Source organism: Rossellomorea oryzaecorticis (genome assembly GCF_045897515.1).
Classification (GTDB): Bacteria; Bacillota; Bacilli; order Bacillales; family Bacillaceae_B; genus Rossellomorea; species Rossellomorea enclensis.
In genome coordinates this window covers 217,814-232,356 of sequence record NZ_JBJOSA010000001.1, presented here as the reverse complement: position 1 = coordinate 232,356, position 14,543 = coordinate 217,814, and the positions used below count along the sequence as shown (strand labels likewise).

At 48.2% G+C, this 14,543-nt stretch carries 12 protein-coding genes and 1 pseudogene; 12 read left to right on the top strand and 1 reads right to left on the bottom strand.

Annotated features, from left to right (window positions below; translation table 11 throughout):
* Positions 1-102: 102 nt before the first annotated feature.
* The 9 genes from queF (at position 103) to ACKA06_RS01110 (ending at position 10,491) form a co-directional block, all read left to right on the top strand.
* Positions 103-600: a preQ(1) synthase gene (gene queF, locus ACKA06_RS01150; protein ID WP_032085601.1), complete on the top strand. Its 498-nt coding sequence runs from the start codon at positions 103-105 to the stop codon at positions 598-600.
* A 137-nt stretch (positions 601-737) separates the two neighbouring features.
* The gene (locus tag ACKA06_RS01145; protein WP_032085602.1) at positions 738-1,637 is read left to right on the top strand and encodes an EamA family transporter; all 900 of its coding nucleotides are present in this window, start codon (positions 738-740) and stop codon (positions 1,635-1,637) included.
* Between the two features lie 243 nt (positions 1,638-1,880).
* On the top strand, positions 1,881-2,729 hold the full coding sequence (locus ACKA06_RS01140; protein WP_032085603.1) for a YitT family protein: 849 nt from the start codon (positions 1,881-1,883) through the stop codon (positions 2,727-2,729).
* A 682-nt stretch (positions 2,730-3,411) separates the two neighbouring features.
* A complete protein-coding gene (locus ACKA06_RS01135) occupies positions 3,412-5,178 on the top strand; it encodes a DUF2339 domain-containing protein (protein ID WP_032085605.1) in 1,767 nt (588 codons plus the stop codon).
* Between the two features lie 80 nt (positions 5,179-5,258).
* Positions 5,259-5,372 carry an RAxF-45 family protein gene (locus ACKA06_RS01130; RefSeq protein ID WP_098151160.1) on the top strand — a complete coding sequence of 38 codons (114 nt, stop codon included), beginning with the start codon at positions 5,259-5,261 and terminating at the stop codon, positions 5,370-5,372.
* 267 nt (positions 5,373-5,639) lie between these two features.
* Complete coding sequence (abc-f, locus tag ACKA06_RS01125) at positions 5,640-7,526, top strand: ribosomal protection-like ABC-F family protein (protein WP_411158866.1); 1,887 nt, start codon at positions 5,640-5,642, stop codon at positions 7,524-7,526.
* A gap of 276 nt (positions 7,527-7,802) precedes the next feature.
* On the top strand, positions 7,803-8,657 hold the full coding sequence (locus tag ACKA06_RS01120; protein WP_411158865.1) for a VanW family protein: 855 nt from the start codon (positions 7,803-7,805) through the stop codon (positions 8,655-8,657).
* A gap of 91 nt (positions 8,658-8,748) precedes the next feature.
* On the top strand, positions 8,749-9,273 hold the full coding sequence (locus ACKA06_RS01115) for a GNAT family N-acetyltransferase (protein ID WP_052011238.1): 525 nt from the start codon (positions 8,749-8,751) through the stop codon (positions 9,271-9,273).
* A gap of 144 nt (positions 9,274-9,417) precedes the next feature.
* The gene (locus ACKA06_RS01110) at positions 9,418-10,491 is read left to right on the top strand and encodes a nitric oxide synthase oxygenase (protein WP_411158864.1); all 1,074 of its coding nucleotides are present in this window, start codon (positions 9,418-9,420) and stop codon (positions 10,489-10,491) included.
* A 134-nt stretch (positions 10,492-10,625) separates the two neighbouring features.
* On the opposite strand, the gene ACKA06_RS01105 is transcribed toward ACKA06_RS01110, so the two are convergent.
* Positions 10,626-10,868, bottom strand: a complete 243-nt coding sequence (locus ACKA06_RS01105) for a hypothetical protein (protein ID WP_064563381.1) — start codon at positions 10,866-10,868, stop codon at positions 10,626-10,628.
* Positions 10,869-11,059: 191 nt separating this feature from the next.
* Here ACKA06_RS01105 and ACKA06_RS01100 point away from each other — a divergent pair.
* The 3 genes and pseudogenes from ACKA06_RS01100 (at position 11,060) to nhaC (ending at position 14,538) form a co-directional block, all read left to right on the top strand.
* Positions 11,060-11,808 (top strand): annotated as a pseudogene (locus tag ACKA06_RS01100) (divergent polysaccharide deacetylase family protein).
* Positions 11,809-11,889: 81 nt separating this feature from the next.
* Positions 11,890-12,984: an amidohydrolase gene (locus ACKA06_RS01095; protein ID WP_058299149.1), complete on the top strand. Its 1,095-nt coding sequence runs from the start codon at positions 11,890-11,892 to the stop codon at positions 12,982-12,984.
* Positions 12,985-13,116: 132 nt separating this feature from the next.
* Entirely contained in the window at positions 13,117-14,538 is a 1,422-nt protein-coding gene (gene nhaC / locus ACKA06_RS01090; RefSeq protein WP_058298988.1) for a Na+/H+ antiporter NhaC, read from the top strand.
* Positions 14,539-14,543: the final 5 nt, after the last annotated feature.

Here is a 14,543-nt window from a genome sequence, read left to right as displayed (position 1 = left end):
TCAGCAGAGGGAATTGCAAAAATGCGGATTGCTGTTGTTTTTAAACAGGCTAATGCTATGTCCTCCTTTATTTCTGTGTACAATGAATGGGAGGATTTTAATATGTCAGGCAGAAAAGATGAAGAATTAACAGATATTACCTTGCTGGGAAATCAAGGAACAAACTATTTGTTCGAATATTCCCCGGAGATTCTTGAATCATTTGATAATAAGCACCCGAATCGTGATTATTTCGTGAAGTTCAACTGTCCGGAGTTCACAAGTCTCTGTCCTAAGACAGGCCAGCCTGATTTCGCAACCATTTATATCAGCTACATCCCCGATCAAAAAATGGTAGAGAGCAAGTCATTGAAGCTTTATCTGTTCAGCTTCAGGAATCACGGTGATTTCCATGAAGACTGCATGAACATCATCATGAACGATCTCATCGAACTGATGGACCCGCGCTACATCGAAGTATGGGGCAAATTCACGCCGCGCGGAGGAATCTCCATCGACCCGTACTGCAACTACGGAAAACCCGGTACAAAATATGAAACAATGGCGGACCACCGCTTGATGAACCATGATCTGTATCCGGAGAAAATCGATAACCGGTAAAGGCTTGAAGGCCCGTCCCGCACTGCGTTAACGCAGTGCGGGACGGGCCTTATCTTTATGGGCCAATATTTCTATTGCCGAAATAATCTCCGCGGGATTATACTTGCTTGAGACGTAATTGAAGAGGAGGGGGCAGGATGAAACCAATCAACGCATCACTATGTGTCCTTGCAGGTGCAAGCAGCTACGGCATCCATGCTTCTGTGGTAAAGCTCGGGTTTGCGGAGGGTTACACCGTAACGGAGATAACGGGGGTTCAATATCTATTCGGTCTGATGATGCTGCTGGCGGCTTTTCTTTTTACCAAAAAAGTGAAGGTTTCGCTGAAGCAGGTGCTCTCTTTGTTTGGAATCGGAGCGCTGCTATCCATGACCGGCGTTTTTTACGGCCTCAGCTTAAGCAAGGTGCCGGCGACGATTGCCGTTGTCATGTTATTTCAATTTACCTGGATCGGACTTCTGATCGAAGCGCTATATATGAAAAAATGGCCAGCGAATAAAAAGCTCGTATCGGCTGCTTTCCTGTGGATGGGGACGGTACTTGCAGGAGGTATTGCTTCTTCGGGAGGCTTTAACTGGACTGAGAATATCCCTGGAATCCTTTATGGAGTCGCTGCTGCTTTCACGTTTGCGCTATTCCTTTTCCTGAGCGGAAAGGTGGCGAGAGGGGTGCCTACCATTCAAAAAAGTCTGTTGATCACATTTGGAGGCATGTTGGTTGTGATTTTGGCGCTTCAGCCTTCTTTTATAAGGGAGCCGGCGCGGTTGATAGACATGGGTGAGTTCGGGTTGGCGGTGGCGGTCGTTGGAACGATCTTTCCGGTCGTTTTTCTGGCGATTGGTTCACCGCATCTCGATTCCAGCATCACGACAATTCTCGGTGCAGCGGAATTGCCCGCAGCGATTTTGTCGGCAATGTTGATCCTTCATGAGCAGGTCACAGCGCTGCAGATGATGGGGATCATCCTCATCTTGATCGGAATTGCGATTCCGCAGCTTCATTTCAAGACGATGCATTCGGGAAAACAATATAGCTAGATAGTGGCTCTCTTCTTTGGAGGAGGGTCTTTTTTGTAAATATCAGTATAACGTTCCTCATAAAAAATAACCCCTCCACCCTGGCAGAGAGGCATTTGCAAACCCTTGCAATTGTCACAATTATTAAACCTTATTTTTTTGGCCGCATTCCCTTTACAAAGGGTGTTTGCGGGCTTTATAATCCCGTTGTTCAATCATTTACGGAAAAACCTAAAATACTAAACAATAAAGGAGGTTGCGGTGATGCGACAAAGATTATTTTCCTTCATCATGATGAACCTTGGTGCGTTCCTTGTATCCATCAATGTTCACTTTTTCTTATCGCCAAATAATTTAGCGACAGGGGGAGTCAGCGGATTGTCGATCATCATGAACGACTTGTTCCCGGGGCTGTCACTCGGGCTGTTCATGATTATCATTAATATCCTGCTGTTCATTGTCGGAGTCATTTTTCTTGGGTTCAGCTTTGGTGCAAAAACAATTTATGCAAGCTTTGCGCTGTCGTTCTATGTATGGCTCTTGGAAATCGTTGCACCGATGAGTCAGCCGTTAAGCGATGATATCCTGATTCAATTGATCATCGGTCAATGCATCGCCGCAACCGGCATGGCGATCGTGTTCCACCAGCAGGCATCAACAGGCGGGACCGATATCCTTGCATTGATCTTTAATAAATTTTTCAATATAGAAGTAGGCAGGGGAGTCCTGCTGGCTGACTTATTTATCGCACTTTCCTCTGCCGTACTGTTTGGGCCGCAGGTTGGTATGTATGCGTTCTTTGGTGTCATCCTGAACGGACTCGTTATCGACTATACCCTGCAGCAGTTCAATTCAAACAAAGAAATTGTGATTATCAGCAAATACAGTGATGAAATCAAATCATTCATCGTGCACGAACTTGGAAAAGGCGCGACGATCCACACGGCAAAAGGAGCCTTCACTTCTGATGAAAAAGAAGTAATCACGACGATCCTGGGCCGCAAAGATTTCTCTAAGCTGAGAGGCTTTATCACCCAGATCGACAACCGTGCCTTCATCACGGTGCACACGATGAACGAAATATTGGGACAGAATTTTAAGCGGTTGGCTTAGGATTTTGTTTTGGAGCTCCGCCCCGGGTTTTGGGGCGGGGTTTTTTGTGTGTAAGGATTAGTGGTTACGGGATATCATGAGTGATTGCAGTTGTAACAGTATGAGTTTGGTGTCTGCTGTGCGGGTATTCGAGAGGTTGGCGGTGTCGGAATTTGTCGGATAATCGACAGTTCGCGCATATATTTCATATTTCGCGCATAAAATGAATTTTTCGCGCATATACCGGGAATTTCGCGCATAAATCCAGAGATTTCGCTCATAAAACAAATTGAACACCTGTTGGGGTATATCTCGACTTACCCCACCCGGACCCTGTCGAAAAATCTCCAGTTCGCCCTTAAATCCCGGATTCCGCCCATAAAACAAAAATCCCGCCCTTATCTCACTGATATCGCCCTTAACCTCAAAAATATCGCCCATAAACCTGCTCGCCAGCCCATCGGGGTATATCCCCCTGCCTTGCATATCACCATATCCAATACCACAAACCCAATCGGCACAGCCCGACACCTCTTTCCATTCAATGCCCCACCCACTTGGCGCATCTCCAGCCCCGTCCCCATTCCATCCAAACCCGACACCCCATTGACACCCCACACCAAAAACAAACGCGAAAAATATCTAAAAAAGAAAGGAAATATCTCAGCCGGTACTGTATAAATAACAGTAAGGAGGTGGGAATATGGAAAGGGAAGAGTTAGAACGTCTGGAAAAGCGGGTCGATTCGCTTGAGAAGGAGTTGAATCTCGTCAAGATTCAGCTCATGAAGGCGAAGCACGCAGCATCGCCTGATGCACCCGAATCGCCGCAAGCCTCAGATGCAGCGGATACACAGCAAGCGCCGCTAACGCCCCAAACCAGTCAACAGCCGCAGCCGGCCACTCAACAACCGCCGCACAACAATCAACAAAATGAAAATCCGCAGATTCATCAAGCGCCTGCAGCCAAAAAAGGCGCCGCAGATACACCATCACAACCGGAAAAACCATCAAAACCAGCCTTCGATTTCTCCGTTGAGCGCTGGCTCCCGAAAGTGTTTTTATTTGTACTTTTAATTGGAAGCGTGTGGGGGTTCATGGCGGCATCTCAAAACGGCTGGCTTTCTCCCGGATTCAGGGTCCTGACCGGCGCTGTCGTCAGTATCACGATGTTCATCCTCGGAGAGCGTTATATCAAAGATCAGCGCAGACTGGGCATCACCCTGTTATCGGGAAGCATTGTCCTTTCTATCATTACGTTATTCTCTGCAAATATTTTATACGGGTACATCCCGGGAATCGTGACAAACCTTTTGCTGCTGCTGCTCATTTTGACGGGTCTTTGGGTATCGCATAAGCATTCTTCACAGCTGGTGCTGTGTCTGATCGGGTTCGGTGCATATTTATTCCCGTTCATCTTCGCGGGTGATGCGAGGAATGAGTGGCTGTTTTACGGATATCAGCTTCTGATGTTCTTTGTACTGGTCACATTCAGTACGTGGAAGCGATACCGGATTGCCTGGAATATCCATTATTATCTGCTGTATTTCACCCTGGTTTTCTTCGCTGCCTTCGGAGTGGGGGAAATCACCTTTACGATCCTGATTCCGTTTGCGATCCAGCATGCGTATATCCTGCTGCTCATCGTTCTGAACCGGGATGAGCGGGTCAGTGCCGAGATGATCCCGGCGGTCGTTTCAGGGACCTTCATCCTGCTGGCGCTGCTGAACAGTATTTATGCATATACCGGGGTCCCGCTGCACTATTACGCGATCTTCACAGTCGTGTATATCGGTATTTCATTCATGGAGCCTGAAGAGAAGAAGCAGACGAAGGATGTCCTGCTGGTTCTGGGGTTCCTTCATCTCATGCTATTCATTTTCGGGTGGATCGATTATGATTGGACGTTTATCATTGTCGCACTCGAGGCTGCTGCACTGCTGTGGCTCGCCGGGAAAAGGAAGAGCTATGTCGGCCTTGCCGGGTCTGTCATTCTTATTCTCTATTCTTTACTCGGGGTCATGATCGGACCGGTGAATGATTTCATCAGGGTGGAACTTCCGATCTTCCTCATAGTGTTCGGGTACCTGTTTCTGCTGGATCATTTCCGGAAGTCGGGTACAGCTTTTACGAGTATTCCGCTCATTCTGTTGAAATCGGTGCTCACGCTCATCGCCTTCTTCTTTGTGATGAGAGCGACGGACTTTGTCGTGATCGGTTGGGATTACACGCAGAGGACGACTGCGTTTACGGTGGCGATTGCCGTACTGTCGATATTGTATCTGGTTGTAGGGGAAAGCAGGAAGGATGCTTTTTACCGATGGTGCGGGATCGGTTTCCTCGCGATTGCGCTTGTAAAGTTCTTTTTTGCAGACCTTGTGTTCCTTGATTTCACGATCCGTGCGATGATCCTCATTCCGATCGGCGTCATCGGGCTTGTGCTGTCGCGGATTTTGTACAAAAAACGGTAAAACAAGTTGCAAAAGCTTTCTGAATAATTATATAATGACTGTATAAACTATCGTCATTGAAAAAGGAGGTGGAATCTGAGATGAATCGTTCTGTTGGTTTGCGTGGCAAGTACCTGGATTTTATTTATATCTGCCGTGCAATTTTTCATGCATTTGCGTTCAAGGGGACACGTATGCCCTTTTTTAGCAAATGAATATGAAAACCACTGAACGGTAAGAGGTCTCAGATTCCAGCCACTTTTTATTAAGGATCGGAAACGGAGGGCGTCCAGCTCTCTTTTTTCATGCCTATTTTTAAAAAGCCGCGAGAGATTCTTAATCTTACTCGGGGCTTATTTTGTTTTATTGACGAATGGGGAGCGGTGCGTCCGGCTGATCACTCAGTTGAAACTCTCCATAATAGAGTTATAAATGCAAGAGCCTCTTACCAATAACATAAAAGACTGAAAGGAAGAGGAAAAATGATTATTTGCAGTGCGCAGGAATTAAGTAAAATGTTTGGCGGAAACTTGATATTTGAAAATTTATCGTTTGAAATCCCGGAAGGTGCCCGAATCGGCCTGGTCGGCAGGAACGGAACGGGGAAGACGACGATCTTTAAATTGCTGTCCGGTGCTGAGACACCTGATACAGGAATGGTTCATTTGAAAAAAGGCGCGAAGGTCGGCTATCTTGCACAGATTCCCCAGTTTCCGGAAGGGACGAAGGGATTGGATGTATTAAAGTCGGCGTTCTCAAGCCTGCTTAGGACGGGTGAACGGTTGAAGGAGCTCGAGAGCAGGATGGGAAATGAAGGGGACCCGGATAAACTGAATCGTTTGTTGGAGGAGTACGGAAAGCTTCAGGACGAATTCACCCTGTCCGGCGGCTATGAGATCGATGCGAATATCGCGAAAATCTCGAATGGCCTGGAGATCAATGCGCTGCTGGAGAAAGATTTCAATCAATGCAGCGGAGGTGAGCAGACGAAATTGTGTCTGGGGCTGATCCTGCTTCAGAAACCGGATCTGCTGCTGCTTGATGAACCGACGAATCATCTCGATATCGGAGCGGTTGAATGGCTTGAAGACTTTTTAAAAGAGTATGAAGGAACCGTGCTGTGCATTTCGCATGACCGCTACTTCCTTGATCATGTCATTAACAAGGTATTCGATCTAGAAGATGGGGAAGTGACGATTTATCACAGTAACTACTCAGGGTTTGTAAAGGAGAAGGAAGAACGGCTGCTGCTTGAGTTCCAGGCGTATCAGGAGCAGCAGAAGAAGATTAAGAAGATGAAGGAAGCAATCAAGAGGCTGAAGGAATGGGCCAATCAGGCGAACCCCCCGAATGAGGCGCTTCATAAGCGGGCCAGGAACATGGAGAGGGCCCTCGAACGGATGGAGAAAATCAAGCGTCCGATCCTCGAGCGCAAGAAAATGGGACTCGAGTTTGAAGAAACGGATAGAAGCGGAAAAGTCGTATTTTCCATGAATGATGTGTCTAAATCGTTTGGTGATAAAGCATTGTTCACGGAAGCGGATCTGCTTGTCCATTTCAAAGACCGGACAGCGATCGTCGGTCAGAATGGAACGGGTAAGTCGACGATCATCAACATGCTCCTGGGTAACGAACCGTGTGATTCTGGCGAGGTAAGGATCGGAAGCAACGTGAAGCTCGGCTACCTGTCCCAGCATTTTACGGTTGCTGATCCCGATGCCCGCCTGATCGATGCATTCCGGGATGAAGTGGCTGTGACCGAGGGGGATGCCCGCCATATCCTCGCAAAGTTCTTATTTTATGGGCCGAATGTGTTCAGGAAGGTGGGTCAGCTTAGTGGAGGGGAAAAGATGCGCCTCCGGCTCGCCCAGCTGATGCATCAGGATATCAACTTCCTGGTCCTGGATGAACCGACGAACCATCTGGATATCGACTCCAGGGAAGTTCTTGAAGAAGCACTGGAAGACTTCAAGGGCACCATCCTTGCTGTATCGCATGACCGCTATTTTCTGAATAAGTTGTTCCACAAAACGTATTGGATCCATGACAGGAAACTCTACTCATTTGAAGGGCCGTACAGCTGGGCGAAGGAAAAGCTCGCGGAACTGGCACCTCATGTAAGTACAGAAGTGGAGGCCCCGAAAAAGAAGCCGGCGCCGATGCGCGAAAAGGAAGAGCGTCCAAAACCCTCAATCTCCATTGAAGAGGTAGAAAAGGACCTTGAAGAATTGGAAGGGAAAATCGGGGAGATCGAAGATAAGCTTCTCTCTTTGACGGAACTGGATGCCCTGCAGGAGCTGTACAGCGAGAAAGAGAGTCTGGAAAAGCAGAGAGACGAAAAGTACGATCTTCTGGAAGAATGTTTGTAGTTTTATGACAGCTGCTCCCAAAGAGGGAGGGCTGTCTTTTTTTGTGCAGGCTGCTTTCTAAAAGGTCGCTGCTTTTCGTAAATAAACTTTCAGCCTTTATATAGCTTGTGGACGTGCTCTTTTTGAATTCAAGTTTAAACCTCAGGTGAACGGACATCAGAAGATACCAAAATTCCGGTATTTTCTTTTGTGGAAAGCAACAAAGCATGTGAAAAGAGCCTCTTTGTAAAAATAAATAGTGGGAATTTTATGTCTATTATATAATGAAGGTAATAAATGGATGAAAAGGGTGGTTCAATGTATAAATCACTGGAGTTTCAACCTAAGAAAAGGTCCGCATTCCGGGTGTTTCTGGGTACGGGTTATTACCGTGCAAAGAGATATTTGGAGTGGCTGACGACTCATGAAACATTTGCTAAAACGAAAGAAGCGGAATTAAAGCAGCATGTGATTCATTCGCACCGGACGCCGTTATACAGGAAGCTGAAGGATGTGGACATGTGGTACCAGGAAAATAAGGTGAAAAATTTACGCATTGCCGTCCGGGAACTCGATAAGATCATCATAAAGCCGGGAGAGACATTTTCGTACTGGAAGCTGCTCGGGAATACGACGAAGCGGAAAGGATATGTAGAAGGGATGGTACTCTATTACGGATCTTTCAAACCAGGCCTAGGAGGCGGGCTGTGTCAGTTGTCAAACCTGATTTACTGGATGACGCTGCATACGCCGCTGACTGTCACAGAGCGTCACCGTCACAGCTATGACGTGTTTCCCGACAGCAACCGAAGGCTTCCGTTCGGGAGCGGGGCCACATGCGCCTACAATTATCTGGACTTGAAAATAAAGAACACGACAACTGAGACTTTCCAGCTTCACGTCTACCTTACGGATGAAGCTCTGGTGGGGGAATGGCGGGCGGCCGCACCGGCGCTCACCCGATATGAAGTGTATGAAAAGGAACATCGCATTTCCCATGAATACTGGGGCGGATACCTCAGGCATAATCAGATATTCCGGAAGGTGTTCAACAGGACTGGAGCACAGATCGATGATGAATTCATAACGGAAAATCATGCACTGATGATGTATGAACCGCTGCTTGAGCAGAAAACGGGCAGCAATTCCTGACGGCCTTCAGAGCTCCTGTTTTCAGAATAACTCCACCCTTTTCATCAAACAATAAACGATAAGAAAAATTTAGTGAATATGAGGAATGACCATGATAAAAGACATGACGTTAGAATTGAAGAAAGCATCCGCTGAACAATTGGATGATATTACGGAAGTGTACTCCAGGAGTAAGAAGGATCTTGATGAGAGCGGACTGCTTCAGTGGGATGATAACTATCCTGGCAGGGAATATTTTGAAGAGCAGATCGGATATGGGGACCTTTATTGCCTGTATTCGGATGGGGGGCTTTCTGGTGCCGTCACGTTGAATACCTGGCAGTCCCCGGAATGGGACAAGATCCCTTGGGAGTATGGAGGGGAGCTGGTCGTCCATGCTTTGTTCCTTGATCCCGCCAAACAGGGCCGGGGACTCGGAAGCCGTTTCCTGGAGAAGTGCGAGGAATTTGCAGCGGGGAATGGATACCGGAGCATCCGCCTCGATGCGTACGCCAGAAACGAAGGGGCCAATTCCCTTTATGAGAAAATGGGATACACATACAGAGGATCGGTCTATTTTACATCAAAGCCTGAAGGCCACCAGGAATACCGCTGTTATGAAAAGCCGTTGAACTAACTCGGAATATGTCTCTAAAGGGACGGGATTCCTGAGCATGTCCCGATGTGCCGCTGTTCAATTTTTGTTCAAATGTACCCGTCTCAGTGAAATCCCGGCGTGATATACTTTGGTTGACAACATGGTTATAAGGAAGCGGTAGGATTGAAAGAATTAGTTTCTGAGGCGAAAGCTTTCATCGAGCAATTTTATATAGAAAATGATAAAACGGGTGCCGGGATGCGGTTGCGGGAAATCCAAGAGGAGATAGCTGAAACCGGCACTTATACCCATACAAAGGAAGAGCTTGTATTTGGTGCAAAGCTTGCGTGGCGGAACAGCAACCGCTGTATCGGGCGTCTGTTCTGGAATTCACTGAATGTGTTTGATGAAAGGGATGCATCGACGGGGGACGAAGTGCTGGACGCACTCGAGCGCCACTTGGCATATGCTTCGAATGAAGGACGGATCCGCCCCGCCATTACGGTTTTCAGGCCATCACAGCCCGGGGAACCGGACATCCGGATATGGAATCATCAACTGCTGAGATATGCCGGTTATAAAGTCGGCGGTGGTGTTATGGGGGATCCGCATTCGATCGATTTTACGGAAAAATGCGAAGCCCTTGGCTGGGAAGGGGAGAAGACTGACTTTGACCTCCTTCCTTTCGTGGTGAAGATCGGGGAGGATTCTCCTCAGTGGAGGCCCATCAGAAAAGATCTCGTTCTTGAAGTCGATCTGAGGCACCCGGAATATGAATGGTTCACAGACCTCGGCCTCAAATGGTATGGGGTGCCGGTCATATCCGATATGGAATTGAAGGTCGGCGGTATTTCCTATAAAGCGGCTCCATTCAACGGATGGTATATGGAAACCGAAATCGGTGCAAGGAATCTGGCGGATGTGGAGCGCTACAATCTTCTCCCGAAAGTGGCAAGCTGCATGGGGCTCGATACAACAAGGGCCATCACACTATGGAAAGATAAAGCGCTGGTCGAACTGAATATCGCTGTGCTTCATTCTTTCAAGGAAGACGGAGTGAGCATCGTCGATCATCACACCGCTGCCCAGCAGTTCAGGCTGTTTGAAGAAAACGAGAAATCGGCTGGCCGGGAAGTCATCGGGGACTGGGCATGGCTGATTCCGCCGGTATCGCCTGCTGCCACCCATATTTTTCATAAAGCGTACGACAATACGTGGAAATCCACGAACTATTTTTACCAGGACAAGCCTTATTGATGGAAAGCTGTTTCTTGAATGTGAACTTCAGGAAACAGTTTTTTGCGTTATGGAGAGACAGGATCGCTGTCCCGGCCGGAGCACCTCTGTGATTTGAAGGTGCGAAGCTCGGCTTTCCCGGTGAAATCTCCAGCTTATGGACAATAGGGGGACGTTCCATCCATCCCTCTCTTCGACACCTCGAAATAACGGAACCAAAAGCGGAATTCATCAAACAGGATGGACCGCTCGAGTGTGAAATGGTCAAAGAAATCCTCCAGGTGCTCGGCTTCACTGTCATCGAGCAGACCTGTCACGTAAAGGGGCGTTTTGAAGCGCTTATATAGATCTTCGTGGCCGTAAAAGTGAAATAAATCTTCCATTTGCTGTTCGGTCATGATTTCAACACTCCTTTTTCTTTCTAGGATGGGTCAATTTTGATGGATTTATCCGTGAAGGCGGCAGATCAGGCAGCCGTGCTGATTTTTCTCAAAAAATGTCTTCTTAAACTTCTTTCTTATTGGACACATTAATGGGAAAGGAGTGATGAATGATGCGAAGCTTGTTCGTTTTTTTGACAGCAGTGCTGATGATCCAGGGTACAGTGGGTGCGAGGAATATCCTGCCGCTGCCGGCCCATCAAAAGGAACTGGCCATTGTAATCGACGACTTGGGAAATGATATGAAAGGGACCGAGGAAATCCTCCATCTGCCTGTGACGCTGACACTCGCGATCATGCCGTTTTTGCCGTCAACGAAAGCGGATGCGGAGAATGCCCGCAGATTGGGGCATGAGGTGATCGTTCACCTCCCGATGGAGCCGGTATCCGGCAAAGCAAGCTGGCTTGGCCCGGGAGCCATCCTCACCTCATTATCAAATAAAGAGATCAGGAGCAGAGTGGAAAAAGCGATCGACGATGTACCATATGCGGTCGGCGTCAATCATCATATGGGCTCGAAGGCAACAGCCGATGAGCGAGTGATGCGGATCGTGCTCGAGGTATGCAAGGAGAGGGGGCTCTTCTATCTGGACAGTAAAACGACGGGAAAGAGCGTCATTCCGAAGCTTGCCCGTGAACTGGAAGTCCCTTATCTTGAGAATAAGATGTTCTTCGATGATGTCTATACACTTCAGCATATCGGGAAGCAGGCGAAACACCTATCCCATGAACTGGATGAAGGGGAGAGCACGATTGCGATTGGCCATGTCGGGTGACCGGGTTGAAGGTTGCTGTGATGCTGAAGGAATTCATACCGCTTTATGAAAAGAAAGCGTCGATTGTACCCCTGTCTGACCTGATACCCGAATATCATTTGATTGATGAAAGCATGCCTTGAGGGGTGTGCTTTTTTGTAAGGAGGATTTTCATGTCACTCTTTAGAATACATAGAGAAAAAGGGAAGAAGGAGAATGTGTATATGAAAAATGAAAAACAAATCCTGGAATGGTTCAACCATTTTCACACTCATCCTGAAGTGAGCTGGAAGGAATATGAGACGACGGATAAGATTGCAGAAATTCTCGATGGCCTGAATGTGAAATACAGGAGGTTCACGAATGTGACCGGGCTGATCGCGGAGATTGGAGAAGGAGGGAAAGTGACGGCTGTACGGGCGGATATCGATGCGCTTTGGCAGGAAGTGGACGGTGAGATGAAGGCGAATCACTCCTGCGGCCACGACGCGAATATATCCATGGTGCTAGGTGCGCTGCTCTATACCCTTGAAGATCCTCCGAAAGATAAGCGGATCCGGTTCATTTTTCAGCCGGCTGAGGAAAAGGGAAATGGATCGCTCACCATGGTCGAAAAGGGTGCCCTTGAAGATGTTGATTATTTGTTCGGCGTTCATTTGCGGCCTCAGGAAGAATTGGGCCACGGGTATTTCTGCCCTTCGATCCATCATGGAGCCGGCATTTTTATGGAAGGGAAGATCACAGGGGTGGATGCGCATGGGGCAAGGCCGCACCAGGGGAAAAATGCAATCGATGCTCTTATGGGAATCCATTCCTTTTTAAAAACAGTCTATCTGTCCCCGTTTGAAGCTTATTCCGCAAAACTGACGAAGATTGAAGCGGGAGGGGAGAACCTGAATATCATCCCTGGCAGTGCCAGGTTTGCAGTCGATGTCCGCGCTCAAAAAAATGAGGTGCTTGAAGACATACAGCGTCGGCTGGAAGATGGGGTGAAGGGAATTGAACAGCTTCATGGAGTGCGCATTCAGTATGAATGGACGGATTATACGCCGGGGGCGGAGGTGTCGGAGGAAGCTGAAATGATTGCGAAGGAAGCGATCACAGCGATAGCAGGAGAAGAAGCATTGGCTCCGGCGGTCATCACTTCCGGAAGTGATGATTTTCATTTTTACACGATCAGGCACCCGGAAGTGAAGGCAGCCATGATTGGGGTTGGAGCGGATTTGATGCCTGGACTGCATCACCCGGATATGACGTTCAATGTCTCTGTCCTTGACCGGGCAGCCAAAATAGTCGCAGAGGCGCTGAAAAAAGCATAAGGTTTTCGTGTAAACGGTACCATAATCTGATTGACTGATTCTTGGAGTCCCCTTATCATACTTATATAGCGACTATTTAACGACAATTTAAAATAGTCAAAAAACAACTAAGGATTTCAAGGGGGAATTTTCATGAAAAAAGAAATGCCATTCTGGCTCGCGGTCATACCGCTGCTTGTGATGATCACGGTGATGGCCATCACGATTGTCGTGCTGGAACAGGGGCCTCATATCCCGCTGATCATCGGGACGACTACGGCTGCGCTCGTAGCCTGGTTTGCAGGCTTCAAGTGGAAGGATATCGAGGAATCGATGTATAAGGGGATCCGCCTGGCACTTCCGGCAGTCGTCATCATCATGCTGGTGGGACTCACCATAGGGGCCTGGATAGGCGGAGGAATTGTCGCAACGATGATTTACTACGGCCTGAAAATGATCACTCCGTCTCTTTTTCTCCTGTCGATCGCAGTGATTTGTGCTGTCGTATCCCTTGCGATCGGAAGTTCCTGGTCTACGATGGGGACAATCGGTGTTGCGGGGATGGGAATCGGGATGAGTATGGGGATCCCGGCACCGATGATTGCCGGTGCGATTATCTCGGGTGCTTATTTCGGGGATAAAATGTCACCGCTCTCTGATACGACCAACCTGGCTTCGGGACTCACCAATACAGATCTTTTTGTACATATCAGACATATGCTTTACACAACGATACCGGGCTTTGTGATTGCCCTCGGTGTCTATGCATATCTGGGAAGGAACTTCGGAAAGAACGGGGTCGACACGGCCGATATTGAAAAAACGATCGGCGTCCTGCAGGACAGTTTCGTCGTTTCGCCTTTTCTGCTGATTGTGCCGCTTCTCGTCATCGTGCTCGTTGCCAAGAAGGTTCCGGCCATTCCGGCGTTGATCGTGGGTATCATTCTTGGATTCTGCGCCCAGGTATTCATTCAGCATGATTCGTTCGCAGAGGCTGTCTCCGCCCTCCAAAGCGGATATGTAATCGAGACGGGTAATACAATGGTGGATGATTTATTTTCACGCGGCGGACTTGATTCGATGATGTATACGGTATCGATGACGATCGTGGCGATGACGTTCGGAGGGATACTGGAACATACCGGCATGCTGCGTGCCATCGTCAATCAGATCCTGAAAGTGACGAAGACGGCCAAAGGACTGGTTGCTTCGACGGTCGTTTCCTGCTTTGCCACGAATGCTTCCTGCTCGGAACAGTATATTTCGGTGGTGGTGCCTTCGAGGATGTATGCGAATGCGTATAAGGAAAAGGGGCTGCATTCAAAGAATCTGTCCCGCGCCCTGGAAGACGGCGGGACACTGACGTCAGTCTTCATTCCCTGGAATACATGCGGTGTGTTCATTTTAGGGACACTCGGGGTCCATGCCTTTGATTATGCCCCTTATGCCGTGTTGAATTTCATTGTGCCGGTCATCTCCATCATCTACGCATTCACGGGCTTCACGATTGAGAAGCTGAGTGAAACCGAGATGAAAGCAGCAGCGGAAGAGGAAGAGACCACGTTATCCTCCTGATTCCG

Bases quoted from the DNA above. Each gene is read 5' to 3' on its own strand.
- queF (WP_032085601.1), top strand. From the start codon at position 103: ATGTCAGGCAGAAAAGATGAAGAATTAACAGATATTACCTTGCTGGGA.
- ACKA06_RS01145 (WP_032085602.1), top strand. From the start codon at position 738: ATGAAACCAATCAACGCATCACTATGTGTCCTTGCAGGTGCAAGCAGC.
- ACKA06_RS01140 (WP_032085603.1), top strand. From the start codon at position 1,881: ATGCGACAAAGATTATTTTCCTTCATCATGATGAACCTTGGTGCGTTC.
- ACKA06_RS01135 (WP_032085605.1), top strand. From the start codon at position 3,412: ATGGAAAGGGAAGAGTTAGAACGTCTGGAAAAGCGGGTCGATTCGCTT.
- ACKA06_RS01130 (WP_098151160.1), top strand. From the start codon at position 5,259: ATGAATCGTTCTGTTGGTTTGCGTGGCAAGTACCTGGATTTTATTTAT.
- abc-f (WP_411158866.1), top strand. From the start codon at position 5,640: ATGATTATTTGCAGTGCGCAGGAATTAAGTAAAATGTTTGGCGGAAAC.
- ACKA06_RS01120 (WP_411158865.1), top strand. From the start codon at position 7,803: ATGGATGAAAAGGGTGGTTCAATGTATAAATCACTGGAGTTTCAACCT.
- ACKA06_RS01115 (WP_052011238.1), top strand. From the start codon at position 8,749: ATGATAAAAGACATGACGTTAGAATTGAAGAAAGCATCCGCTGAACAA.
- ACKA06_RS01105 (WP_064563381.1), bottom strand. From the start codon at position 10,868: ATGACCGAACAGCAAATGGAAGATTTATTTCACTTTTACGGCCACGAA.
- ACKA06_RS01095 (WP_058299149.1), top strand. From the start codon at position 11,890: ATGAAAAATGAAAAACAAATCCTGGAATGGTTCAACCATTTTCACACT.
- nhaC (WP_058298988.1), top strand. From the start codon at position 13,117: ATGAAAAAAGAAATGCCATTCTGGCTCGCGGTCATACCGCTGCTTGTG.